Genomic DNA, 25,182 nt, shown 5'->3' with positions numbered 1-25,182 from the left:
TGAACTACTCGCCGTTCATGTCGTGGGCGTTTCCTGCGGCGCTCTTCACAATCCTCGGATTCGAGTTCGACGAAGAACTGACCGTGTGTGAAGACTGGGACATGATCCTGCGTGGTTCCCTGCTCCTGGGCGTCACCGAAGTCGACTCATTGACGGCCATCTATCGTCGCTGGGAGGGTGGCAACTCGTCATACACTGACCATTCCAAGAAGTCCTGGGCCTGGTCAGAGGCGAAAGTGCTCCATCGCCTCGAGAGCTCGCTGCTGATCATGCCCGGGGACATCGTCCCCTACCTGCGCAAATCCTTCGCCCTTCTCGGCGTTCACGAGCAGCTTGCCGGATTGCTGCACAGCCGGGCGTGGCGGTACGGGCGTCCCATCCGCGGGGCACTCCGAGTGGCCGGCTTCGTGAAACGGCGGGTGAACGGACTCCGCGGTGCGATCGAACCGAGCCGCGCCCACGAGCCCGCAGATTTTGCTCCTCTGATCCACCCGGTGTCGGATGAATCCCTCCAAGCCGTCGTCGATGTGCTCGATGACGTGAACGGTGCGAACGACGCCACTGGGAGGACCGCCGGCTGATTGTTCCCCTGCGATTCCTTTTCGTCCACGCATGCACGTAACGTGTACCTATCTAGCTGGAAGATCAGGGTGAGCCAATGTTCGAGATCGTAGCCTTTTCCGTCGCAGAACTGATATTGCCGGCACAGCCGTTTCCCGGTGTAGACCTGTGACAGTGCTCGTGAGCGAGGTTCGACCGAGCAGGCGGCCGCTGCGCCGATTCGGGGCAATGATCGCGTTGGCGTCCCTCGTGGCAGCCGTGCTCACCGTACCGACGTTTGTCACCCCGGTCGACAGCGCTGCCGCGGTCACCGGCTCGCAGTTCCAACCAGGCAATATCATCAGCGATCAGGTTTTCTTTAACACGCAGTCAATGAGTGAGGCTGATATTCAGGCGTTCCTCGTTGGCAAGGAGAGCGCGTGCAATGCGGGCTATACCTGCCTCAAGGACTATCGGATGGACACGGTGTCGCGTGCAGCCGTCGCCCCGGACCACTGCGCCGCGTACGACGGCGTGCCCAACGAACTGGCGAGCAGCATCATCTACAAAGCGGCACAGGCGTGCGGTATCAATCCGCAAGTCCTCTTGGTCCTTCTCCAGAAAGAGACGTCGCTCGTGTCGAGTTCCAGCCCGACGGCGAGCACCTACCGGAAGGCGGCGGGCTATGGCTGTCCAGACACGAGTAACTGCGACGCGGCCTTCTACGGATTCTACAATCAGGTCTACAAGGCAGCGTGGCAGTTTCGGCAGTACACGAACTTCCCCGCGCGAACATACGCCATAGGTCCCACCAGGATCCAGTGGAGTCCTGACGCCAGTTGTGGGGCATCGACAGTCACGATCGAGAACCAGGCAACGGCAAACCTGTACAACTACACGCCTTATCAGCCCAATGGTGCCTCTTTGGCCAGCCTGTACACCACGGGTGATAACTGCTCCTCGTATGGGAACCGCAACTTCTGGGTCTTCTTCAACAATTGGTTCGGTCCGAGCACAACGGCCCTCGGCTCGCCCGTCGGCCAGGTCAAGGAGATCTGGGCGACCAACAACATGATCAATATGTGGGGCTGGGCTGTCGATGGCAGCGCTTCCAGCAACGCGCTGGCAATCCACGTGAAGGTCAACGACCAATGGGTTGCCTGGACCGCTGATGCGCCCAATTCAACCGCCGAAACGATGTATCCGGGTGCCGGACAGAACCACGGCTTCGGGGGAAGCATCGCCGTTCCCCAGGCCGGTCCCTACAGTGTGTGCGTTTTCGCTGTGAACCAAGGGGCAGGCGAGAACACCCAGCTCGGTTGCTATAACATCACGGTTCCCGACGGCTCGCCTGCCGGCGAACTGAAGGATGTTTTTTCCAGCCCCGGGTCCGTAAGCCTCTGGGGTTGGGGACTGGACCCGGACACGACGAATCCGATTCAGATACACGTCACGGTGAATGGGATCTGGACCGTTCTGCAGGCGAACAGTCCGAGCACAGCCAGCCTGGGAACGTATCCGGCCAGCGGCTCCAACCATGGGTTCGGGGGGGTCATACCTGCAGCAGGTGGACCTGCAACGGTCTGTGTCTACGCTGTGAATATCGGGGCTGGATCGAATACTACCCTCGGGTGTCGAACGGTCGTCGTGCCGTCAGGTTCGCCGATCGGTGTCATGAGCGACATGTGGACCACTCCTACTGGAATCAGCATGTGGGGTTGGGCACTTGATCCCGACACCGTCGCTGCCATCCCGGTTCACGTCACGGTCGACGGCGTCTGGACCGTATTCACTGCCGACGCAGCGAACGCGGGCGTTGGGCAGGCCTATCCCGCATATGGTCCGAACCACGGATTCGGCGGGACGATCAAGGCGACCCCTGGAAAACACACGGTCTGCGCCTGGGGCGTCAATCAGGGCCTTGGCGCAAACCTGGCCCTCGGTTGCCGCACTGTCATGGTCTTGTCGGGTTCGCCCGTTGGCGCGCTGAACCAGGTGTGGGGAACCGCGGGCGGTGTGAGCATGTGGGGTTGGGCGCTCGACCCTGACCAGACAGGACCAATCCCGGTCCAGGTGCGCATCGACGGACAATGGACCGTGCTAAGCGCAAACTCCGCGAACGCCGCGGTCGGCGCCGCCTATCCCGGCTACGGACCCAATCATGGTTTCGGCGCCACGATTGCCGCAGCGCCGGGAGCTCACGAAGTGTGTGCATGGGGCATCAACGTGGCGTCTGGCGCGAACCTTAATTTCGGGTGCCAGACCATCATCGTGCCCGCGGCGCCGAGTGGTCCGCCCGTGGGCCTCGTCCAGGACCTGTGGGCGACCGCGGGAACCGTTGAGTCGTGGGGATGGGCGATCGATCCTGATTCGACCGGCCCTGTCACTGTCATCGTCACGGTCAATGGAACGAAGACGACAGTGGTGGCCGACGCCCCGAGTGCAGCTGCCGCTGCGCAGATGCCGGGATACGGCGCCAATCATGGCTATGGGATTCGCATCCCTGCCCAAACCGGCTCAAACGACGTGTGCGTGACGGCGCAGAATATCGGCGCGGGTGCGGACACCCCGCTGCTGTGTCGAACCATCGCGGTGCCGTGAACGGGAGGCGCGGCGACTGCCGCTGAAAGCGTGGTACCGGACAGAGTCCGGCGTTGCGCCAGCCGGGGCTTGGTAGGGTTTATGCGCACACCCACAAGTCAGGAAGCCATTCATGCCGAAGAAGCAAGCGGGCGTAGTGTCCGTCATCCTCGTTAATTTCCGGGGAACCGATGACACCATAGAGGCCATCGCCCAGCTCGGCCGGATCGATTGGCCGGCAGATCTCCTCGAAATCGTCGTGGTCGAGAATGCCTCCGGTGACGACAGCGCCGCGCGAATCCGAGCCGCAGCACCTCACGTCGTTCTGGTCGAATCAAAGGATAACCTCGGGTTCGCCGGGGGCTGCAATCTGGGCGTGAAGGCATCCTCAGGAGATTTTCTGGCGTTCCTGAACAACGATGCCAAGCCTGACTCCGCCTGGGTGAGGTCCGCAATCAGTCGTTTCGACCAGGATCCAGAGATCGGCGCCATCGCAAGTCGAGTGCTCGATTGGGACGGTCTTCTCGTCGACTACATCGGATCGGCCATGACCTGGTTCGGGCAGGGTTATAAGCCCTTGACCGCCCAGGCGGTCCCCACCGAACCAGACCACGCGCGCGACGTGCTTTTCGGGACGGGTTCGGCGATGTTCGTTCGTCGAAGTGTCTACGATGCGCTCGGCGGGTTCGATGAGCGATTCTTCATGTTCTTCGAGGATGTCGACTTCGGCTGGAGACTCAACCTCCGCGGATGGCGTTTCGTGTACGAGCCGGCGTCGCTGGCGTTCCACAAACACCACGCGTCCATGACGTCGTTCGGCGCCTTCAAGGAAACCTATCTTCTCGAACGAAACGCACTGTTCACCCAGTACAAGAACCTCGGCGACGAGGCGCTCGCGAAGATCTTTCCAGCGACCCTGGCGCTGACTGTTCGTCGGGCAGTGGCTCGTGGCAAATTAGATTCGACGTCACTCGATCTTCGCAAGGGTGGCGACAACGGACCCGTTCAGGAAGTCGCCAGGGATACCCTCGCCGGTGTCTACGCCATTGACCAATTCGTCGAGAACCTGCCATCCCTCGTGGAGTCTCGGGACCTGATCCAGTCGACTCGTGTCGTTCCCGACAAGACCATCTGGCGATTCTTCGGTGAGACCGACGCCCCGTCCTACCATTCAGAGCATTATCTGAAGGGCTATGAAAAGATCGTCAACGCGTTCGGGGTCACGGACACTCCGGTCGTGACGCGTGTCCTCGTGATCACGGGCGATCCCATCGGCGCCAAGATGGCCGGTCCCGCAATTCGAGCCTGGAACATGGCCGCCGCCCTGGCCAGGGGCAATGAGGTCACTCTGGTCACCCTTGCCGGGGCCGAACCCGTGGATGCTCCGTTCGAGATCGTGCATATTCGCCCGGGTGATGACCGAACGATGGGTCGCCTGGAGCAGCGGGCGGACGTGATTGTCTTCCAGGGGCTCGCGATGGCACTCTTCGATTCGCTGAGGAAGACCAACAAAATCGTCGTGGCCGATATCTACGACCCGATGCACCTTGAACAACTGGAGCAGGGCCGCGAGCAGGGCGCGGTTCAGTGGAACAAGCAGGTTTCCGATGCGACTGATGTTCTGAATGAACAACTCCTCCGCGGCGACTTCTTCATGTGCGCCTCTGAGCGCCAGCGGCATTTCTATCTCGGCCAGCTCGCGGCCCTTGGCCGGCTGAACCCCGCGAACTATGCCTCCGATCCGGATCTGACCGGTCTGATCGAAGTCGTGCCGTTCGGCCTCGACGGGGTCTTTCCTCCTGCGACCCGGCCGGTCCTCAAGGGCGTCCTGCCGGGGATCGAAGCGACAGACAAGCTTCTGCTCTGGAGCGGAGGCCTCTACAACTGGTTCGACCCGGAAACACTGATTCGTGCCGTTGCCCGGCTGTCGGAGACTCACGACAATGTCCGGCTCTATTTCCAGGGGACGAAGCATCCGCACCCGGGCGTGCCCGAGATGGGCATCGTCGCTGAATCACGGTCGCTCGCCTCTGAACTCGGCGTGCTCGACAGCAGCGTCTTCTTCAATTCCTCGTGGGTGGACTACGCGGAACGGCACAACTACCTCGGCGAGGCCGATGCGGGTGTCAGCACCCACTTCGCCCACGTCGAGACGACCTTCTCGTTCCGCACCCGGATCCTGGACTACCTGTGGGCCGGACTCCCCATGGTCGTCACAGAGGGTGATCACTTCGCGGCCCTCGTCCAGAGTGAAGGCCTCGGTATTGTCGTACCGCCCAATGACATCGGTGCACTCGCGGCCGCCCTGGAGAGAGTCTTGTTCGACGATGAGTTCGCCCAGGAAGCACGGGCGAACATTCAGCGGGTGCGCGCTGACTACGAATGGAAGACGGTTCTTGCCCCACTCGTGGATTTCGTCGCCGATCCCCGTCATTCGCCCGATCTCCTGGCCAGCGGCGTTGTGACTCCCGGGGAGGCCAGGAAGTCGCATCGACGTCCCGAAGTGCGCCGCAAGAAGCACGGCCTTCGCCATGACGCCGGCCTCTTTGTGCACTACTGGCGCGCCGGAGGCGTCAGAGCAGTGGCCAAGAAGGTCCGGAGCCGGATCAGCTACATGCGCTAGGAGGCCGACCCGTCTGTCATCGGCCGGTGGTGCGCGCGGGCGGTGGGCTATACCTCGACGGGGCCGACGTACGGGATTGAGTCAGCACCAGCAGACCGGCTGCAACACCCGCGAACGCCGCGGTCCCGACGATCCAGACGGCCATCGGGGCCGGGCCGACCCCCCACCACCATTCGAGGCCGGCGTTGAGATTCCAACCGATGGCATCTGTCCCTGTGACATAACGCCGCAGGTTGACGTGCAATGCCACGGAATTGGCGACACCAAGACCGACGACGATAAGAACTGCTTGAACCCGTCCGAGCGCGAACGCGCGCCCGGCGGGCTGGAGAAGGGTGATCCCCGCCAGCAGGATCATGAGCGGCAGGATGTACCGGGGCTGGACCTGTTCACCCACGAACGCCCGGGAACGCACGAGCACATAGGTCGGAATGGCCCACATCATGCCGAATACGGCCGAGGTCGCCAGACCCTTTCGCCACGACGTCGACTGCAGGCCGGTGAACACTGTCGCGCTGAAGACGGACACAGCCAGGACCCAGACAACACCTGGCAGAGTGGTGTCCAGCCAGCCGAGTCCCCAGAAGCCCAGGGCACCTGCCCAGAGTTGGGGAACATCGAGGACGTTCACGAACAGAAGCTGCTGCCAATCGCTTCCGCTTGCGTTCGAGGCAAGCCCGGATTCGGCAAACGAAGACTGGCCCGACGAGAAGTAGAAGAACGCAGCCGTCAGCGCCAGGGCGACAGGCAGGGACAATGACACCAGAAAACGCCGGGTTCGCCGGGCGGCGATCAGGACGACAATCCCGATGGCAAGGACTGCGTAGAGGGCGGCATCGGCTCGCGCCGCAGATCCGATGACCGTGGCTGCTGCGGCTAGCAGGCCGAGTCCCAGACGGCGCCGACCGTGCGTCTCAAAGTATCCCAGAAGGGAGATCCAGAGGGTGCCGGCCGAAAGAATCGCCCAACTGCCGGGATTGGTCGACGGGATCAGGAACATACCCAGTGGAACGACCGAGACGACCAGGGCGATGGGTAACAGCGGTCGTCTGGCGGGTGGCAACAGCCAGAACAACGCCGTCGTGAACGCGACGAACAGGAGGGCGTTGAACGCTCGCATCAGGAGGACTGAGATCGTGATGTTCGGCCCGGCAAACATCCCCATGACGGAATAGAACAGTGGGGGGTATGCGCCGGTCCAGTTGCCGCGACCAGTCGCGATCATCGTCGTGACGCTGGATGCGATGTCTCCGCCCTGGCAGGACGCGGTCTCCGTGGGTTTGAACGCGTAACACGCGGAGGTCGTCACCGATTCAGGCACAACTCGCTCTGCCTCCGACGGCCCCGTCTCACAGAGGCCCGCACGCAGTCCGTCCCCGCACCAGATGCTCGCGAGGTGAAAGTCGTCATCGGGGCTCGCGCCGACAGGCGAGGCTGTCGCCCAGCTCAGGAGAGCCACGAGAGCGAGGAGGGGAACCATCACCGCCGTCAACATCCGCGCCTGCGCAGGAGAAATCACAGTGAGTGTCACGTGGTGAGCTTACCTGCCGCCCGTTCGCGGTCGTCCGGAACACCGGACCGCGGATGCCGCCCCGAGCGGATGCCCCGCGACCGTCCCCGTCGACGCGAACCGCAGGGGGAATAGACTCAGAGCGAAAACGGATATCCGGGGGAGCACCGTGGCGATAGAGATCGAACCGGGTGACTCTGGTGCCGTTCACGTGGCGATCATCGTCAACAGTTATCCCCCACGCCTGGGCGGACTCGAGAGCCACGTCTTCCAGCTGGCCAACGCCGTGCGCGCTGCGGGCGCACGGGTGACGGTGGTGACACTGGACGTCACCCCCTCCGACGTCGACGAGGACGGAATTCGTGTTGTCCGGTTGCGCAGGCATGTCCCGGTCGCATCCGTCATATCGTTTCCGGCGTGGGGAACGGCTCGTCGGCTCAGTATCCTGCTGTCAACGATCGGTGCGACTGTAGTGTCCACCCACACGCGCTTCTTCCCGATGTCCTACGTCGGGCTCCGGGCCGCGCGGCTCGCGGGCATTCCCGTGATCCACACGGAGCACGGAGCCGGGTTCGTCCGAACCCCTTCCCGCGTCATCCAACTTGCCTCACGTCTGGTCGACCTCAGCGTCGGCCGGACCGTCCTGCGGCGTGCGGCTGCAGTGCTCGCCGTGTCGGCACCGGTTGCCGAGTTCGTTTCCGCGCTCGCTCGCCGGGAGTCTGTAATCTTCCCCAACGCCCTCCGGATGGAGGACTGGCCCGCGTTTGCCGATGATGCCCCGCCGACTGGAATAGCGTTCATCGGCCGGCTGGTGGGGGGAAAGGGATGGGAGGAATTCGTCGACGTTGCAGCGACGCTTCTGACGGAACCCGAGTTCGACGGGCTTCAGGTCCATATGCTCGGTGACGGGCCGGACCGTGAGAATCTCCGGACGCGGATTCGGTCTCGCGGGATTGACGGTCGTGTCCATCTCTACGGCCACGCGGATACCGCGGTCATCAGGTCAGTCCTGCACGGTTCGGTGCTCGTCAACCCCAGCCGGCTGGCGGAGGGATTCCAGATCACGCTGCTCGAGGCCGCAGCATCCGGTGCCCAGATCGTTTCGTTTCCGGTTCCGTCGGTTGCGCCTATTCGTGCGGATGGAGGTCCCGTGCGTGAAGTCCGCGAGCTCTCACTGCAACCACTCATTGACGGCGTTCGGGATGCCTTGCGACGCCCATTGCCCGCCATGCCCAGGCCCGTTCTGGAGGCCCACTGGGCATGGGCGAGCCGGGCTCGGGAATATCTCGCGATCGTCTCGCGCCTGCATGGCGGGGACACAACGCAGACTCCGGGCGCCCCCACGCGCCCGGAAGACGTGACGGGCCGAGAATAAGATGGAGCACGTGCAAACGGCTTTGGAGAAAACCCTCATCGTGATGCCTGCATTCAACGAGGAAGAATCGGTGGGCGCCGTCGTCCGTGAAGTACTCGACCAGCTGCCCGGTGCCGGGTGCCTCGTGGTTGACGATGGCTCGTCAGACAACACGGCCGTTGCGGCGCGTGCGGCGGGAGCGCTGGTGGCCGTTCTGCCGATCAACCTGGGCGTGGGTGGGGCGATGCGACTGGGATTTCGCTACGCCCTCGAACATGGCTACTCGAACGTCGTCCAAATCGATTCCGATGGCCAGCACGATCCGGGCACCGTACCGGCGATGCTCGCCGGTCTCGCAGACGCGGATCTGGTCATCGGCGCCCGATTCGCCGGGGCAGGAGAGTATGTGGCGTCCGGTCCCAGACGGTGGGCGATGATCGTTCTCTCGTCACTCTTGAGCAGAATATCCGGGACCAGGCTCACCGACACCACGTCCGGCCTGAGAGCCAGTGGCCCCCGAGCGGTCATGCTCTTTTCGAAGCACTATCCGGCCGAGTACCTCGGCGACACGGTCGAGTCTCTCGTCATTGCCGTTCGTGGAGGGTGTCGTGTCATGCAGGTTCCCGCATCCATGCGCGTGCGATCCGGCGGAACGCCCTCGCATGGCGCCGGCAAGTCGGCGGTCTATCTCGGCAGGGCGATGATCGCACTGTTGTTCGCCCTCCTGAGACCCCCACTGGGCCGACGCGCCGAGGGCGGCACAGCATGACCCTGACGAGCTATGTGCTCGGGATAGCCGCCGCGCTCCTGACACTGGTCATCGTCGTCGAACTGCTCCGCCGAGGACGCCTGCGCGAGAGGCATGCCGTCTGGTGGATGGTCGCCGGCATTGCCGCGCTCCTGGCCAGCATCTTCCCGGTCACGCTCGAGTGGACCGCGCAGCTCCTCGGTATTCAGGTTCCGACGAACCTCGTTTTCTTCGTGAGCATCGCGATCCTCTTCCTCGTCTGCCTTCAGCACAGTTCCGAGCTGACCCGCATGGAGGGGCGGGCGAGAAGTCTCGCGGAATCCATCGCCCTGCTCGAACTGCGGCTGCGCGACGTCGAAGGAGAGGTGCCCGAACGGCAGCCTCCACCCCGCTGACGACCCAAAGTGGTGCTCCGCCGCGACTACGGGGCTTTCCACGGGGCGTCTAGACTGGTCGAGTTGTCCAAACGGGGCAGGGGGAGGACGGTCACACCATGTCGGCTGGCACTGTACTGATTACGGGAGGAGCGGGCTTCATCGGCTCGCGACTCTCACATTCGCTCATCAACCATTTTGACGAGGTCGTCATCGTGGACAACTTCAGTCCGCAGGTGCACAACGGCCGCCGGCACTCCGAGGACCTCCATCCCGCCGCGGTTGTCATCGAAGGCGATGTGACCGAGGTCGAGACGTGGAACCGCGTCCTCGACCGTACCCACCCTCGCGTCGTCGTGCATCTGGCCGCCGAGACGGGCACAGCCCAGTCCTACGACGAAGCCACGCTCCACAGCATGACCAACGTGGTCGGGACGACCCGCATGCTGGACGCCCTCGGTGCGTCCGGAGCACTGCCCGAGGAGATCGTGCTCGCCAGCAGCCGTGCCGTGTACGGGGAAGGATCCCTCCGCAACGCCGACGGCATCGTCGTGCCCGCGGAACCGCGGACCACAGCAGACCTCACCCAGGGAATCTGGGCTGCGGCGGGCTCCGAACCTGTTGCCATGGACGCGCGCTTCACGCAGACACGCCCGGTCAGTATCTACGGTGCCACCAAGGTCGCGCAGGAGCTCCTGCTCAGGGCATGGTGCACCCCGCGCGATGTTGCTCTCGGAATCGTCCGGCTTCAGAACGTCTACGGTGCGGGCCAGTCGCCGACGAATTCGTACACGGGAATTCTCCCGCTGTTCTGCGGCGTCGCCAGAAGCGGTGAGAGCATTCCGGTCTACGAGGACGGCGAGATCCTGCGTGACTTCGTTCACGTCAGCGACGTCGTTGAAAGCATCCGCCTGGCGATCGTTCACGGACGCAGCGGACTCTGGGACATCGGATCCGGAGTCCCGGCGACGATCGGCCAGGTCGCCACGATGATCGCGGACAGGTATTCCGCGCCGGCCCCCACGGTCACCGGCCAGTACCGTCCGGGCGATGTCCGCGCCGCGTTTGCGGACAATTCCGCTGCGACTGCGGACCTCGGCTGGTCGCCGCGAGTCTCCCTCGATGAAGGGCTGACCGAACTCATCTCCTGGCTGGAAGACATCCGTGCCTGAGTACGCTGAACAGTCCGTCACCGTTCAGTGCGTCCTCTACAACAACGACGTCGGCGCCATCGAACGGGCACTCGAAAGTCTCAACCGCTGCGCTGAACTGGCCGTCCCCGAGGGAGCCGTCTGGCCTATGCAGGTGGCCTACGGGGATGCGTCCCGGCGTCCCCTGCTCGACACCGACGTCCTTGAGGCCTGGGCCGAGAGGTTTCCCTCCCTCCGAATCCGCTACGAATGGTTCGGCAGGAATACCGGTTCCGCTCTCGGGCACAATCTCATTGCCGAGCATCTGGACACGGACCTCGTCCTCATCATGAACCCGGATGTCGTGCTCGCCCCCCGTGCCCTCGGGTTCCTGATCCGTTCCCTGGACGACCCGCTCGTGGGCATGGCCGAGGCGAAACAGCTCCCCATCGAACACCCCAAGGACTACGACCCGGTGACCGGGGAGACGATGTGGGCTACCACGGCCTGCGCGCTGATCCCGCGCGATCTCTTCGTCGAACTCGGCGGCTTCGACAGCGACACCTTCTTCATGTACTGCGATGATGTGGACTTCTCGTGGCGTGTTCGTCTAGCCGGCCGGCTGGTCGTCTTCCAGCCCGCCGCGACGGTGTTCCATGACAAGCGCCTCGGCGACGACGGACAGTGGCAGCCCACCTCGGCCGAGCAGTATTACTCGGCTGAGGCAGGGCTCCTCCTGGCGCACAAGTGGTCTCGCGATGACCTCGTCGAGAAGATAGCCGGCTACTTCCGCTCTTCCAAGGACGAGACACTGCTTCGCGCGGTCGCCGAGTATGAGCGGCGGCGTCTTGCCGGTTTACTCGCCCCCCAGGTGGATTCCGACCATGTCGTCGGAGTGTTCACTCCGACGAACGAATACGCGAAGCACAGGTACCTTCTATGAGCGGCAACCCGTATGACAACGCCTATGCGGTGGACAACGTCTATGGGCACACGATCGCACTCCTCAAGGAGTACCGGATTTCCGACGGGGACGGTGTCCACCTCGACCTCGCGGCCGGATTCGGCGTCATCGGCGAGGTCGTCCAATCGGAACTGGGCAGGCAGTACGTGGGGGTTGACCTCGATTCCGAGGGTCTCCGCTCGGCACGCGCCCGTGGCCTCGAGATGCACGCTCACGACCTGACACTGCCGGACACGTTCTCGTTCATCGAGAAGATCCTGGCCGGTCGCAGGGTGCGTTCCATCTCCATCCTGGACGGGCTCGAGCACATCGGCACCGCGAGCGGCCTTCTCGACGTCATCGCCCAGCTCTGCCGCAGCAACGACGCGCACGTCGTCGTCAGCGTGCCCAACGTCACGCACCAGGACGTGACCCACAAGCTTCTGCTCGGCGAGTGGGACTACACCGTGTCCGGTCTCCTCGACGCGACGCACATCGAATTCTTCAGCGAAAAGTCCCTCGTGGCGAAGTTGGGCGCTGCCGGACTGCACAGGGTCGGGATGCAGAACGTCGAGCTGTCGCAGAGTGACCAGCATTTCCCGTCCACCCATCCTGCGTTGCAGGACGGAACGACTCTCAACTCCTTCCTCCGCTACGTCCGTGAATCCGCCGAGTCCAATGGCCGCGTGAACCAATTCGTGTGGTCCTGCGTTGCGGGTCCCGCGCAGGCGTCTCATCTTGTCGACAGCACCGACGTCCAGGACGACCGCCCGTTCCTGACGATTCTCACGCGAACACAGGGCCGGCGCATTGCAGAGCTGCGGGAAGTGTTCAACTGTCTCGCGGGCCAGACGTCTGACGACTTCGAGGTCCTCGTCCTCGGGCACAAAGTGCTCACCGCTGACCAAATCCAGGTGGAACAAGCCATCGAGGACAATCCGCGGTGGCTCCGAGAACGGATCCGGTACGTCAAGGTCGACCACGGCGGGCGTGCGACCCCGCTGAACGTCGGAATGAAGTCTGCCCGCGGTCGCTATGTTGTCGTGCTGGATGACGACGACAATGTGTTCGCCCACTGGGTCGAGGCCTTCCTGACCAGCGAGAGAAGGAAGCCCGGTGCGCTCCTGCGCGCGGTCGCGACCATGCAATCGGTCGATCGGGTCACGGTGCGTCAGGTTCCGGGGATCCGGGCGATCGGCAGCCCCAAGTTCCCATACGCCCCGAGTTTTTCGTTCACATCGCACCTCGTGAGCAACAGCACGCCGCTTATGTCGATCGCTTTCCCGCGAGGGATTTTCGACGACCTCGGAATGACCTTCGACGAGACCATGACGACCACCGAGGACTGGGACCTGATCCTGCGCAGTGCGGCGATCGTCGGCGTGGAGGACTCCAAGAAGATCACCGCGATCTATCACTGGTGGGAGACCGAAGAGTCCTCGAGAACGGAACATGAATCCCGCGAGTGGCAACTCAACCATCTCGCCATCGACCGGAAGCTCGATGCCTTACCCATACTTCTGCCGATCGGGGAGGCCCGCGCGGTACGGGACCTCGTGACAGGACGGGCGGGGAATGGCGGCCATGAGGACCACAATTCGGCATTCCAGACCAACACGCACCTTCGGATCGGGCTGCTGCGGCGGATCGCGACCATCCTCGAATCGCGATCGTGGCGCATCCAGGCGCCCATGCGTGCCCTGTCGCAGCTCTTCGGCGGCGGACCGGCCCTTCGCATGAGCGACTGCGTCACCTACTCCACGGACGAGCTGGCATCGACGATCCAGAAGCTCGAGGCATCGCGGTCCTGGCGAACGACGTCCTGGATGAGACGGGCGCGTCGCGTCCAATAGGACCGGCGGGGTCTGCGGGGAGAGGGCACGATGACTGGCGAATCCACACCACCCTCACACGTTTCGGTTGCTTTGTGCACGTACAACGGGGCCGCATACGTCGGTGAGCAACTCGCCAGCATCCTGGGCCAGACGCTCCGGCCCGACCAGATCGTTGTTTCGGATGATGGGTCAAACGACGCGACCCTGGATGTGATCGATCGTGTCGTTCGCGAGTGGCGCAGGACGAACGCGGGGCTCGGCATCGAGCTCGTCATCATCCGGAACCCCGAACCACTGGGCGTGGCAGTGAACTTCGAGCAGGCTCTGGGCGCATGCACCGGCGACCTCCTTGCGCTGAGCGACCAGGACGATGTCTGGAAGCCGAACCGACTGGAACGGATGAAGACAGAATTCGGTCGGCGCCCCGAACTACTGCTCGTGCACACCGACGCCCGGCTCGTGGACGGCGACGGGCATCCGCTCGGCACCACCCTCCTGCAGACCCTCGGTGTGACCGACGCGGAACGGACCCTGGAACATCAGGGCCGGGCCTTCGAACTCCTCCTCCGACGCAACATCGTCACGGGGGCCACCACGATGCTGCGGCGGGAGCTCCTCGAACGCGCCCGCCCGTTTCCGGGCGCGTGGGTACACGACGAATGGCTGGCGATCGTGGCTGCGGCGACCGGGAGCATGGATCTCCTCGACGAGCAACTCGTCGACTACCGGCAGCACGGTGGCAATCAGATCGGAGTGACGACCTTGGATGCCGCGGGTCGACTCGGGCGCCTGCAGGCATCCCGCAGTGAACGAAACCAGCGCCTGCTGGAGAGGGCTGAGGTTCTCGCCCAACGCGCACCTGAACTCGCCCCACAACCTGGACCGACCGAGCTCGCACTCATTAACGACAAGCTCGATCATGAGCTGATGCGCAGTTCGTTGCCCGCAGCGTACGCGGCGCGCATCCTCCCCGTTGTCCGTGAGTGGCGTACCGGACGCTACGCCCGGTTCGGGCGTGGCGCCCAGGACGTGCTGCGCGACCTTGTGCAGCCCGTCTAGGCCCTTTCGATGGCCCTCTCACCAATCGTCTACTCTGGGTGAGGGCCGGCGCCGGGGGTGCCCGTGGCCCCGATGCGGACGTATTCCGCGCAAGTGATGGAGGAACTCGCCGTGCCACAGGATCTGACGCCCGTTGTCGGGCGATCGCGACTGCACGCCTGGCGCGACGGCTATCGGCGGTTCACCGAACCGGGCACGGACGGCCTGCCGCGCACGCGGGTCCTCCTCGCCTTCCCCGCGCTGCTCCTGATCCTGGGCATCGTGCTCGTCGCACTCGGAATCAACGGGTCGTCCTCGGGCGTCTTCCACAGCCAGATCGCCTACGGCAGCGACTCGAGCCTGATCGCGGGCACGCCACAGTTCACCAGGTCCGATGAATGGAACGTGCAGACCGTGTGGGCGATCGCCCAGGTTCAGCAGGGGCTTCCGCTCGTGAACGAGACGTTCCCCGGCGGGATGGATGCGACGTTGCCGCAGGACCTGCCCCGGGTCGACTGGACGGTGGCCTTCCGGCCGCACCTCTGGGGATTCATGGTCATGGACGTCGACCACGCGATCGCCTTCAAATGGTGGCTGCCCGGGCTCGCGCTCGCGGCCGCCGCGTATATGTTCCTCGTCACGTTGCTGCCCAGGCGGCCCGGCGTCTCCGCGATGATCGCAGTTGGATTCCTCTACAGCCCGCTCTTCCAGTGGTGGTACCTGTCCACGACGCTGTGGCCGGTCGTGTGGGCACTCACCGCCATGACAGCGTTGATCCACGCGTTCTCGAGCAGCTCCCTGCGGTCCCGATGGGGCTGGGCGGCCCTCGTGGGCTACCTCACGGTGGTCATGGCGACGGGCATCTACGTGCCCTTCATCGTTCCGGCGGTACTTGTCGTGTTGTTCTTCGCGGTCGGCCTCGTGATCGAGCGTCGCCGGGAGAACCCTGGGCTGCGGGCAGTGCTCTCGCGGGTCGGACCGGTGCTCGTGGCCGGCGTCGCGGCATCCGCCGTCACGGTTCTCTGGCTCGCGACCAAACTCACGACCGTCGAGGCGTTCCTCGGCACCACGTACCCGGGCAACCGGGTGACACCGACCGGTGGCGGCAGCCTGCTGAGTTTCGCCTCGGCGATCGCATCCTCGTTCACGCAGACTCTCAATGCGCAGCGCCCAGGCCTGCTCGGAGCGAACGGCTCTGAAGCATCGACCTTCTTCTACATCGGTATCTACCTGCTGCCTGTCGTCGGTTGGATCGTGTTCAGGCAGGCCAGGGCGAAGCGGATGCTGCCCTGGACGCTCATCGGGCTCACCGCGGTGGTCCTGCTGCTGCTCGCCTACCTGTACGTGCCCGGATGGGATGCGATCGCCCGGCTCCTGCTGCTCGACAAGACCAGCCAGAACCGCGTGCGGCTGGGCATGGGGCTTGCGTCCCTCGGCCTGCTCGCCTACGTGCTGCGCTACCTCGACGAACACCGGGTGCGCGCAGGCTTCTGGATCGCCGCGATCTCGGCCGGCCTCTTCGCGCTCTCCCAGGCCGCGATCGGATACGTGGCCATCCGGCATCTCCCCGGAATGCTCGAGGCCGTGCAGCTCTGGTGGCTCTGGGCGCTGCTCTCAGCGGCGGCCATCTACTTCGCCGCGCGCCGTCAGCCGAGGCTCGCGGCGACCGCGTTCCTGATCGTGACGATCGCCGGCTCTGGCCTGACCAACCCGATCTACAGCGGGGTGCTCGATCTGCGTGAGACTGCGGTGTCCCGGGCCGTCGTCGCCCTCGACGTTTCGGCGCCGAAGACCTGGGTCGGTATCGGCGGCGGACTCACGACTGCGGTGCTGCTGGAGTCCGGCGTGCGTGCGGAGAACGGCTTCCAGGGTGCACCCTCCCGCGCAATGTGGGGCGTCATCGACCCGGCGAACCAGTACGCCTTCCAGTGGAACCGACTCGCCGGCGTGAGCTGGGTCGCAGGCCCCGGGGAGCCCGTGGTTTCCAATCCCGCTGAGGACCAGATCCGGGTCACCTTCGACGCCTGCTCCGTGTTCGCGCAGGCGAACGTGGGCTACGTGCTCGCAGACGACCACCGTCTTGACTCGACCTGCTTGAAGCCCATGCAGGCTTTCGAGCTGCCGAAGGCGACCCTGGAGATCTACCAGGTCGTCCCGCGCTAGAAACACGTCGCCCGGCTCTCGCCGGCACCTACCGGCGTTCGGCCCGCTCGGCGAGGCTCAGGCCGAGGGCGTGCCTGGCCAGAATGCGGATTCCGGCCGTCTGACGGGCGGAGACGGCCTCGGGCAGGCGCGTGAGGGCATTGATCCGCGAGGAGATGTGCCAGCGGGCCGTGCGGGCCGCTCGAGGCCAGCCGTGCTCTTCGAACTCGGCGGCAAGTGCCCGGAAGAAGCGCTGCTCTTCGACGAACCTGCTGCCCTCCGCTGCCCGCCACGACGAGACGCTCGAGGCGTGGCGGCGATACTCGAAGACGACCTCGTCGTCGAGCAGCAGGCTGCCGCCCTGGAACGCCACGTCGAGGGCGAGGCCGAGGTCCTGGATGACCGAGAGGTTCGGCCGGAACCCCACCGCGGCAACGGCCGAGCGGCGCCAGGCGATCGCGGGGAAGTTCATCCAGTTGCCCCTCGTCACGCTCACGGCGAGCTTCTCGCCGCCCAGCTCGATGGTGCCGCGCACGTGCGGGCGGTAGAGCGCCTTCATCCGGTCGACGAGCGGCCGGTAGACCCGGCCGTCGCCGTCGATGACCCGGGTGCCCGGGTGGATGAAGTCCGCGGTCGGATGCGCCTGGCCGAGCGCCTTGACCCGGGCGACATAGCCGGGCAGCATCACGTCGTCGCAGCCGAAGATGGTCAGCCACTCGTTCACGGCCAGGTCGATCGAGGCCTGGAAGTTCACGTTGATGCCCGCGTTCACCGGGTTGCGCCGGTAGACGATCCGCGGGTCTGCGAGGCCGACGAGCCACTCGCCGGCCGTGACGTCGGGATAGCAGTCGTCGATGACGACGAGACGCCAGTCGGGATCCGTCTGCGCGAGGACGCTCTCCACGGCGATGCGGAAATGGTCGACGCGGCCGTAGAACGGCATCATGATGTCGAGTGTCACGCGGTTCTCCCTCGCGGCATCCGGTATCGGAACCGCTGCTTCCGTGTTCGCCGAGTAGCATTCACAGGTGAAACCATCTTCGCTCATGTCCCAGGCAGCCATCTCCACCGGTGGTGTCCTCGCCCAGGGACTGGCCCGTTTTGCCTATACGGTGCTGATCGGTCGCGTGATGGGGCCGGAAGATCTGGCTCACGTTTCGGCCTGGATCGCCCTGGCCCTGATCCTCTCGCTGCTCTGGCCGACCGGGGCGGGAAACGCGGCAGCGCACTTCCTCGCGCACGAACGCGCGCTCGGCCATTCTCCTGTGCCCGCCCTCCGACTGATCCAGCGCTCGTTCTGGATCTCCTGCGCCGGAATGCTGCTGATCGGGTTTCCCGTCGCCATGATCGCGCTCGGGGCAGACATCGGCGACACCATCGCGATCGGGGTTCTGATCGTGACGTGGTCCGGCTATGTCCTCGCTCGGGGGATCGAGGTCGGCCTCGGCCGGATCACGTCTGCGGCAGTCTGGGACGTTATCTCCTCGGCGACGACGATCGGGCTCCTGACGATCGTCCTGGTGACACGCCTTCCCGGGGCGCTCCTCTGGCCGATCGCGATCGGCTACGCCGTCTTCGCCCTGCACTCGCTCCGTGGCGCACACCTCGGCCACGACGAGCTCCGGCAGGAGAGTGGGCTGGAGCCGGCGCGCATCCTGAAGTTCATCTCCTGGAATTCCCTCGGATTGCTCGCCTCGAACGGGCTGATCCAGTTCGCGATGGTGTTTGTATTCATCGTCGAGCCACCGCTCACGGCCGGGTTGTTCGCCGCGGCGATGTCGCTCGCCACCCCCGCGTCGATGCTCAGCCAGGCCATCACCCAGGTGCTCATCCCGCGCTTCACCGAGTGGGTGGCGGCCGATCGGGTCGCCTCGCGGCGCCGGTACCTGATCGTGTTCGGAGTGATGTTCCTCGGCCTCGGCGCCGTCTTCGGAGCTGTCGCCCTCGCCAGCCCGATCGTCGTCGACGTCGTCTTCCACGCGACCTACCGGGAAGCCGCACCGATCATGGCCTTCCTCCTGATCGGCGTCTTCGCCTTCTCGATCTCCCTGGTCGCCACGGCATACCTGCTGACGACGGGGCGCACCCGGGTTGCGACGGCAGCCTCGGTCGTCGGCCTGGTCGTCGGCCTGATCGTCATGGTCGCGGGCACGCCGGTCCTGACCGGGTCGTGGGCGGCCGTGGCCGGAGTCATCTCCGGGTATACCGTGACCGCAGTGTGGGTCATCGCGGCATCGTTCGGGCGCGTGCAGGCGGATGCCCCGCGCGGCATCCATGTTCCACTCGTCTAGGGTGAAGGATTAGCTGTACCCGCCGTCCCGAAGGAAATGATGTCCGACACGTCTGTCGCCGAGCTCGAACTGTCCATCGTCATGCCGTGCCTGAATGAGGCCGAGACGCTGGCGATCTGCATCGACAAAGCCCAGGGTTACCTGACGCGGTCGGGAGTCCGCGGAGAAGTCGTCATCGCCGACAACGGCAGCACCGACGGATCCCAGCAGATCGCGATCGAGCACGGCGCCCGCGTCGTCGACGTCGCGGCCAAGGGCTACGGCAACGCCCTGATGGGCGGCATCGAAGCCGCCACCGGCACCTACGTGATCATGGGTGACGCCGACGACAGCTACGACTTCAGCTCCCTCGACCAGTTCGTCGAACGGCTCAGGGCTGGCGACGAACTCGTGATGGGCAACCGGTTCCGCGGCGGCATCGAGCCCGGCGCCATGCCGCCCCTGCACAAGTACCTCGGCAATCCCGTGCTCTCGACCATCGGGCGGATGCTGTTCCGCTCGGAGATCCGCGACTTCCACTGCGGCCTGCGCGGCTTCAACCGGCAGTCGATCCTCGACCTCGGCCTGATCACGACCGGCATGGAATTCGCCAGCGAGATCGTCGTCAAGTCGACCCTCGACGGCCTCCGGGTGAGCGAAGTGCCCACGACGCTCAAGAAGGACGGCCGCAGCCGTCCGCCGCACCTTCGCAGCTGGCACGACGGCTGGCGCCACCTCCGGTTCCTGCTGCTCTTCAACCCGCGCTGGCTGTTCCTGATCCCCGGTTCCGTCGCGTTCGCCCTCGGAATCCTCGGCTCCATCCTGCTCGCCTTCGGTCCGGTGAAGATCGGCACAGTGGGCCTCGACGTGTCCAGCCAGGTCTATCTCGCTGCGCTCGCCGTCGTGGGCTACCAGGCGATGCTCTTTGCGCTTCTGACGAAGCTCTATGCGCAACACGAGGGCTTCCACCTGCCGCGCAGCCGGGCCTTCGAACGGTTCGCCCAGCGGGCGAGCCTCGAAAGCGGCGTGATCGTCGGCCTGATCCTCTTCGTGATCGGCTTCGCCGTTGCCATCCTCCAGCTGAGCGTCTGGGCCGCCTCCGGATTCGGCGCCCAGGACCCCGTCGACACGATGCGGCTCGCGGTTCCGGCCGCCCTGTTCATGATGCTCGGGTTCCAGACCGCGATGTCGGGGATGTTCCTCGGGATCCTGTCCATCGACATCCGTCGCCCGCGCTAGCGACAGCTCTACTCGGCCCCGTCGTCGGTCTCGGGCGGGCGGGGCCTGGGCTGCAGCCCGCTGCGCCAGCTCTTGCCCTGCGCGGCCGTGAGGGCGCAGATCAGGAGCAGCAGCCAGCCGGCCTCCACGAGAACGGTGCTCTCCGCGAGGCTCGTGACGATCAGCACCACGAGGATGAGCGGCGCCCACGCGTAGATGAGGGTGCGCTTGTTGGAGGCGAGCACCCAGGACCGCCAGAAGGCGAGCACGACGAGGACCAGGAAGCTCAGGAAGCCGATCAGGCCGAGCTGGAAGTACACATCGAGGAACGCGTTCAGTCCGGTCTCGTAGTGACGGCGGGTGCTGAAGTCGAGCCAGCCGTACGGGGTCGCGCTGCCCGGCCACAGGCCCGACCAGCCCCAGCCCTCGAGCGGGTGCAGGCCCACGAGGCGCCACATCTCCCGCCACAGGGTCGCGCGCACGCCGAATTCGCTGCGGGCGTTGAGCGCTTCGACGATGGCCCCGCGGGTGAGGAACGCGACGACCCCGGCGACGACGGTCACGCCGAGGAGGGCGAACTGCAGCAGCCGACGGCGCGGCTGGGGGGTGTTGCGCAGCCAGGTCAGGGCGAGACCGGCGAGACCGACGAAGACCGCGACGATGAAGATGACCGGAGACCCGGTGAGCAGGAGGCAGGCGGTCGCCCCGATCAGCGAGACGATTCCCACCCCGCGCCGCACCGACCGGGTCCGCAGCTCGATCACGAAGGTGACGCCCGCGATGAGGGCCGCGAACCCGAGCGCGTTGCGGGAGCCGAAGATGCCCTGGATCGGGCCGAGCTCGTCAAGATGCCCCTGGATGTCGAGGAACCGGATCGGCGCGTCGAGCAGCAGTCCGGCGACGATCTCGAGGGCGAGGGAGGTCGCGAGCAGCGCCCGGAGCACGTCCCCTGTCGCCCGCACGATCTGGATCATGGTGCGCGCGAGCACGATGTAGAGCGCGAGGAAGGCGAAGGCGAGCTGGTAGATGAGCCCGATCGCCGTTGCGAACGGGTACCCGGTCCAGAGCAGGGACAGCGCGCACCAGCCGAGGAACACCAGGATCGAGATCGGCAACAGCCCGTGCCATTCGATCTGTTTCCTGCGGGCGACGAGGGAGAACGCGGCGAGCACGACGAGTCCGCCGAGCACGCCGATCAGGCCGGGCCAGCCGACCAGCCCGCGCAGGAAGACTGAGCCGAACGCCGTCGCGATCGTCGCCTGGGTCAGCGCCGTGGCGAAGTGCGGGCCCCGGAAGAGCCGCATGAGTGCCCTCGGTAGTTCGGGGGAGTGCGCGCGGGAGTTCATGGGCTTCCTAGGCTACCCGCCGGCATCCGCCCCGCCGGGTCTGGCGTGTTTCGCAGTCACACGGATGCCTAGGGCATCGGCCGGTTCAAGGCCTGCTGCCTCTTGGTGGTGACGCTGACGAGCACGAGGAGAACCCAGCCGTATTCGATGAGCAGCCGGCTCTCGGCGACACTCTGGGCGATGAGCGCGGCCATCAGGAGCAGCGGGAGCAGGGCGGAGACGGTGTACGGGGCGGTGTCGGAGACGCTCGTGCGCGGCCGGTCGACCGCGAGGAACCAGGACCGCCAGAGTGCACCGGCGACGATCGCGACGAAGGCGATGAGGCCGATCACCCCGACCTGGAACCAGACGTCGAGCCAGGCGTTGTGCGCCTGCAGGTAGACGACGCCCTTGCGGTTCGCGAGGCCCGCGAAGGGTTCGGCCCACGGCACCCAGTAGCTGACCCAGCCCCAGCCGAATGCCGGCCGCTGCACGGCGAGGCCGGTGACGCTCGCCCAGATGTCGAGGCGGCCGGTGAGGTCCTCGCTCTTACCGAAGAGGCTGAGCAGCCACGGCGACAGGGTTGCCACCGCGACCCCGCCGGCGACGATGAGGCCTGTGGCGGCGACATAGACGGGACGGCGGCGCTGCGGGCCGCGGCGGCGGGTCCAGAGGGCGAAGATCAGCACGATCGCGACGAAGCCGGCGGCGAGGGTCACGGTCGCCGAGCGGGTCAGCACCAGCACGACCGCGGCGGCGGCGAGCCAGGCGATGCCCCAGCCGCGCCGGACTGTGCGGGCGGCGAGCTGTACCGCGAAGACGATGACCGCGAGGAGAGCGACGAAACCGAGCAGGTTGCGGTTGGCGACGATGCCCTCGATCGGGCCGCCGTGGAAGAGCAGGCCGCGGGACCAGTAGAACGCGTCCGGGATCTTCTCGCCGGGGTAGGACACCCAGAGCGGGAGCACCGGCTGCCGCACGAAAGCGCCGACGATCACCTCGAAGAGCAGCGACAGGGCGATCACCCAGCGGAGCGCCGCGGCCAGGGTGCGGAGCAGTTCGGCCCAGCTGAGAACGAGGGCGAGGAAGAGCGCGGCGATCGTCGTGGCCCAGAGCACGCCGACGCCGATGGCCGAGGCGCCCGGGTAGAAGGACCAGGCGATGGACAGCGTCGTGATCACGAGGAAGACGCCGATCGAGCGCGGGAACTTCGACCAGACCCAGTCCGGCTTCAGGCGAACGAGCAACACCACGCTGCCGATGAGAACCACGACCGCGATGGCGCCGAAGCCCCACCAGCCGAGCAGGTTGCGCCAGAATTGACCGGCGAGGGCCGTGAAGAACACGAGCGTCGCAAAGGACCGGACGACGAAACGGCTCTGTACGACGGGCATGAGTTCTAGAGTACTGCCGGGGTTCCCGCCCGGCTGCTGTCGAGCACACAGCCACCCAGACATTTTTATACCCATGGGGGTATAGTTCAGTCATGAAGATTCTTATTGTGGGCGGAGTGGCGGGCGGCATGTCCGCTGCGACGCGGATGCGCCGGCTCGACGAAGCGGCAGAAATCATCGTATTCGAGCGCGGGCACTACGTGTCCTTCGCGAACTGCGGGCTGCCGTACTACGTGGGCGGCCTCATCGAAGACCGGTCGGCGCTGCTGCTGCAGACGCCCGAGTCGCTCGCGAGTCGTTTCCGCCTCGACGTGCGCATCGACCACGAGGTCATCGGCATCGACCGTGCGGCCAGGACGGTCAGCGTGCGGGACGCGGTCACGGGGACCGTCACGACCGAAGGCTATGACCGGCTGGTGCTCGCGGCAGGGGCGACGACCCGCAGCGTGCTCCCTGCCGGGTCAGACCTGCCGGTGCACACCCTGCGCACGGTCGACGATGTCGACCAGATCACCGCGCTCCTCACGCGCGCGACCGGGCCGGGCCCCGCCGCCACGGTCTCCGCCGTCGTGATCGGCGCCGGCTTCATCGGCCTCGAAGCTGTGGAGAACCTCGTCCTGCGCGGCGTGCAGGTGACGGCCGTCGAATTCGCCGGGCAGGTGCTCGGGCCGCTCGACCCCGAGATGGCGGCCCCGGTTGCCGCGGTGCTGAAGGCGCACGGCGTGGACGTGCGGGTGGACACCTCGGTGCGGGGCGCATCCGCCGGGCGCGTGCTGCTCAGCGACGGAACGGATGTCGGGGCGGACCTGATCATCGAGGCGACCGGAGTGCTTCCCGACACCTCGCTCGCCGCTGCGGCCGGACTGCGGATCGGCGAGAGCGGTGCGATCTGGGTGGACGACACCCAGCGGACGAGCGACCCGCTCATCTATGCCGTCGGCGACGGCGCCGAGAAGGTCGATGCGATCAGTGGCGGGCCGACCCGGATCGCGATGGCCGGGCTCGCCAACCGGCACGGTCGCGCCGCCGCGGACAGCATTGCCGACAGTGCCGGCGACAGCGCAGCCGGCGCTTCCGGGGTCGCCGTCGCCGCGGAGCCGGCCTTCGGCGTCGCGATCGTCGGCGTCTTCGGCACGACCGTCGCCATGGTCGGCTGGAGTGAACGGCGCCTGCTGGCTTCCGGCCGGGGGCACCGGGTCGTGCACACCCACCCGAGCGACCACGCCGGTTACTACCCGGGGGCCGAGCAGATGTCGGTCAAGCTCCTGGTCGATGCCGCGACGGACGCGATCCTCGGCGCCCAGATCGTGGGCGGTCACGGGGTCGACAAGCGGATCGACGTGATCGCGACGGCGATGGCCGGCGGGCTGACGGCATCCGCTCTCAGTCGGCTGGAGCTCGCCTATGCGCCGCAGTACGGCTCGGCGAAGGACCCGATCAACCAGCTCGGCTACGTCGCGGACAACCTCGCGGCCGGCACCACCCGCAGCCTGCAGTGGCACGAACTGGCAGCCGCGCTCGCCGCGGGCGAGGTGTTGGTCGATGTGCGCACGGCGGGCGAGTTCGCGGCCGGGAGTATCCCGGGGGCGATCAATGTGCCGCTCGATGAGCTCCGCGACCGGTTCGGCGACCTGCCGGCCGGGCCGCTCGTGGTGCACTGCCAGGTCGGGCAGCGCGGACACACCGCCGCGCGGCTGCTCAGCCAGCTCGGCCGTGAGGTGCGTAACCTCGATGGAGGCTACAAAACCTGGGCGGCGGGGGCCGCGGCGCTCGCCGCGTCGCCCCGCGCCGCGGTCGCTTCTGCTCCTCCTGTTTCCCCCGTAGTTCCTACTCTCTCCACCGAAAGGATCGTCGCATGAAGGAAATCACCGTCACGGAACTCGCCGCGCTCGACCACCCCGCCGTCGTCGACGTGCGCGAACAGTCCGAATACGACACTGTCCACGCCGAGGGAGTGCGGTTGATCCCGCTCGGCGAGCTCGTGCAGCGCGTCGACGAGGTGCCGCGCACGGGCCCTGTCTACGTGGTGTGCCACCTCGGCGGGCGCAGCGCCCAGGCGACCGGCTTCCTCGCGGCGCAGGGCATCGACGCGATCAACGTCGTCGGCGGCATGGACGCGTGGCAGCGCGCCGGGCTGCCCGTTTCCGGAAAGGCCTGA

At 65.8% G+C, this 25,182-nt stretch carries 19 protein-coding genes; 15 read left to right on the top strand and 4 right to left on the bottom strand.

Annotated elements, in window-relative coordinates:
- The first annotated feature begins 17 nt into the window (after positions 1-17).
- The 3 genes from RCH22_RS12855 (at position 18) to RCH22_RS12845 (ending at position 5,743) form a co-directional block, all read left to right on the top strand.
- Positions 18-581 carry a hypothetical protein gene (locus RCH22_RS12855; RefSeq protein ID WP_327014309.1) on the top strand — a complete coding sequence of 188 codons (564 nt, stop codon included), beginning with the start codon at positions 18-20 and terminating at the stop codon, positions 579-581.
- A 229-nt stretch (positions 582-810) separates the two neighbouring features.
- Positions 811-3,141, top strand: coding sequence for a hypothetical protein (locus RCH22_RS12850; RefSeq protein ID WP_327014308.1), 2,331 nt, complete (start codon positions 811-813; stop codon positions 3,139-3,141).
- A 112-nt stretch (positions 3,142-3,253) separates the two neighbouring features.
- Positions 3,254-5,743, top strand: a complete 2,490-nt coding sequence (locus tag RCH22_RS12845; protein ID WP_327014307.1) for a glycosyltransferase — start codon at positions 3,254-3,256, stop codon at positions 5,741-5,743.
- Between the two features lie 16 nt (positions 5,744-5,759).
- On the opposite strand, the gene RCH22_RS12840 is transcribed toward RCH22_RS12845, so the two are convergent.
- Positions 5,760-7,274 (bottom strand): DUF2142 domain-containing protein, encoded by a 1,515-nt coding sequence (locus RCH22_RS12840; RefSeq protein WP_327014306.1) that lies wholly within the window; start codon positions 7,272-7,274, stop codon positions 5,760-5,762.
- A 148-nt stretch (positions 7,275-7,422) separates the two neighbouring features.
- Between RCH22_RS12840 and RCH22_RS12835 the strand changes: the two genes are divergently transcribed.
- The 8 genes from RCH22_RS12835 to RCH22_RS12800 all read left to right on the top strand — a co-directional run bounded on the left by RCH22_RS12835 (position 7,423) and on the right by RCH22_RS12800 (position 16,838).
- Entirely contained in the window at positions 7,423-8,628 is a 1,206-nt protein-coding gene (locus RCH22_RS12835; protein WP_327014305.1) for a glycosyltransferase family 4 protein, read from the top strand.
- A 10-nt stretch (positions 8,629-8,638) separates the two neighbouring features.
- Positions 8,639-9,376 carry a glycosyltransferase family 2 protein gene (locus tag RCH22_RS12830; protein WP_134449048.1) on the top strand — a complete coding sequence of 246 codons (738 nt, stop codon included), beginning with the start codon at positions 8,639-8,641 and terminating at the stop codon, positions 9,374-9,376.
- The gene (locus RCH22_RS12825; protein ID WP_134449047.1) at positions 9,373-9,750 is read left to right on the top strand and encodes a DUF2304 domain-containing protein; all 378 of its coding nucleotides are present in this window, start codon (positions 9,373-9,375) and stop codon (positions 9,748-9,750) included. The genes RCH22_RS12830 and RCH22_RS12825 overlap by 4 nt, the downstream gene beginning before the upstream one ends.
- Before the next feature lie 98 nt (positions 9,751-9,848).
- A complete protein-coding gene (locus RCH22_RS12820) occupies positions 9,849-10,901 on the top strand; it encodes an NAD(P)-dependent oxidoreductase (RefSeq protein ID WP_134449046.1) in 1,053 nt (350 codons plus the stop codon).
- A complete protein-coding gene (locus tag RCH22_RS12815) occupies positions 10,894-11,802 on the top strand; it encodes a hypothetical protein (protein WP_327014304.1) in 909 nt (302 codons plus the stop codon). Before RCH22_RS12820 ends, RCH22_RS12815 begins: the two co-directional genes overlap by 8 nt.
- Positions 11,799-13,655, top strand: a complete 1,857-nt coding sequence (locus RCH22_RS12810) for a methyltransferase domain-containing protein (protein ID WP_327014303.1) — start codon at positions 11,799-11,801, stop codon at positions 13,653-13,655. Before RCH22_RS12815 ends, RCH22_RS12810 begins: the two co-directional genes overlap by 4 nt.
- 30 nt (positions 13,656-13,685) lie before the next feature.
- A complete protein-coding gene (locus tag RCH22_RS12805; protein WP_327014302.1) occupies positions 13,686-14,696 on the top strand; it encodes a glycosyltransferase family 2 protein in 1,011 nt (336 codons plus the stop codon).
- 111 nt (positions 14,697-14,807) lie between these two features.
- Positions 14,808-16,838 (top strand): hypothetical protein, encoded by a 2,031-nt coding sequence (locus tag RCH22_RS12800; RefSeq protein WP_327014301.1) that lies wholly within the window; start codon positions 14,808-14,810, stop codon positions 16,836-16,838.
- Between the two features lie 28 nt (positions 16,839-16,866).
- On the opposite strand, the gene RCH22_RS12795 is transcribed toward RCH22_RS12800, so the two are convergent.
- Positions 16,867-17,778: a glycosyltransferase gene (locus RCH22_RS12795; RefSeq protein ID WP_327014300.1), complete on the bottom strand. Its 912-nt coding sequence runs from the start codon at positions 17,776-17,778 to the stop codon at positions 16,867-16,869.
- A gap of 67 nt (positions 17,779-17,845) precedes the next feature.
- On the opposite strand from RCH22_RS12795, the gene RCH22_RS12790 reads away from it, so the two are divergent.
- On the top strand, positions 17,846-19,108 hold the full coding sequence (locus RCH22_RS12790; RefSeq protein ID WP_327014299.1) for a lipopolysaccharide biosynthesis protein: 1,263 nt from the start codon (positions 17,846-17,848) through the stop codon (positions 19,106-19,108).
- Between the two features lie 36 nt (positions 19,109-19,144).
- Complete coding sequence (locus RCH22_RS12785) at positions 19,145-20,326, top strand: glycosyltransferase family 2 protein (RefSeq protein WP_327014298.1); 1,182 nt, start codon at positions 19,145-19,147, stop codon at positions 20,324-20,326.
- An 8-nt stretch (positions 20,327-20,334) separates the two neighbouring features.
- Here RCH22_RS12785 and RCH22_RS12780 read toward each other — a convergent pair whose 3' ends face one another.
- A complete protein-coding gene (locus RCH22_RS12780; protein ID WP_327014297.1) occupies positions 20,335-21,651 on the bottom strand; it encodes an O-antigen ligase family protein in 1,317 nt (438 codons plus the stop codon).
- Positions 21,652-21,719: 68 nt separating this feature from the next.
- Positions 21,720-23,024 (bottom strand): O-antigen ligase family protein, encoded by a 1,305-nt coding sequence (locus RCH22_RS12775; RefSeq protein ID WP_327014296.1) that lies wholly within the window; start codon positions 23,022-23,024, stop codon positions 21,720-21,722.
- Between the two features lie 92 nt (positions 23,025-23,116).
- Here RCH22_RS12775 and RCH22_RS12770 point away from each other — a divergent pair, with 92 nt between their 5' ends.
- The gene (locus tag RCH22_RS12770) at positions 23,117-24,883 is read left to right on the top strand and encodes an FAD-dependent oxidoreductase (RefSeq protein WP_327014295.1); all 1,767 of its coding nucleotides are present in this window, start codon (positions 23,117-23,119) and stop codon (positions 24,881-24,883) included.
- Positions 24,880-25,182, top strand: coding sequence for a rhodanese-like domain-containing protein (locus tag RCH22_RS12765; protein ID WP_322136378.1), 303 nt, complete (start codon positions 24,880-24,882; stop codon positions 25,180-25,182). Before RCH22_RS12770 ends, RCH22_RS12765 begins: the two co-directional genes overlap by 4 nt.

Origin of the sequence: Cryobacterium sp. GrIS_2_6 (assembly GCF_035984545.1) — a bacterium.
Classification (GTDB): Bacteria; Actinomycetota; Actinomycetes; order Actinomycetales; family Microbacteriaceae; genus Cryobacterium.
This window is presented reverse-complemented; position numbering and strand designations above follow the sequence as displayed.

What these genes read in the sequence shown, in the direction of transcription:
- RCH22_RS12805 (WP_327014302.1), top strand. Translation starts at nt 13,686, where the DNA reads ATGACTGGCGAATCCACACCACCCTCACACGTTTCGGTTGCTTTGTGC.
- RCH22_RS12820 (WP_134449046.1), top strand. Translation starts at nt 9,849, where the DNA reads ATGTCGGCTGGCACTGTACTGATTACGGGAGGAGCGGGCTTCATCGGC.
- RCH22_RS12770 (WP_327014295.1), top strand. Translation starts at nt 23,117, where the DNA reads ATGAAGATTCTTATTGTGGGCGGAGTGGCGGGCGGCATGTCCGCTGCG.
- RCH22_RS12845 (WP_327014307.1), top strand. Translation starts at nt 3,254, where the DNA reads ATGCCGAAGAAGCAAGCGGGCGTAGTGTCCGTCATCCTCGTTAATTTC.
- RCH22_RS12785 (WP_327014298.1), top strand. Translation starts at nt 19,145, where the DNA reads ATGATGTCCGACACGTCTGTCGCCGAGCTCGAACTGTCCATCGTCATG.
- RCH22_RS12765 (WP_322136378.1), top strand. Translation starts at nt 24,880, where the DNA reads ATGAAGGAAATCACCGTCACGGAACTCGCCGCGCTCGACCACCCCGCC.
- RCH22_RS12825 (WP_134449047.1), top strand. Translation starts at nt 9,373, where the DNA reads ATGACCCTGACGAGCTATGTGCTCGGGATAGCCGCCGCGCTCCTGACA.
- RCH22_RS12810 (WP_327014303.1), top strand. Translation starts at nt 11,799, where the DNA reads ATGAGCGGCAACCCGTATGACAACGCCTATGCGGTGGACAACGTCTAT.
- RCH22_RS12780 (WP_327014297.1), bottom strand. Translation starts at nt 21,651, where the DNA reads ATGAACTCCCGCGCGCACTCCCCCGAACTACCGAGGGCACTCATGCGG.
- RCH22_RS12775 (WP_327014296.1), bottom strand. Translation starts at nt 23,024, where the DNA reads ATGCCCGTCGTACAGAGCCGTTTCGTCGTCCGGTCCTTTGCGACGCTC.
- RCH22_RS12855 (WP_327014309.1), top strand. Translation starts at nt 18, where the DNA reads ATGTCGTGGGCGTTTCCTGCGGCGCTCTTCACAATCCTCGGATTCGAG.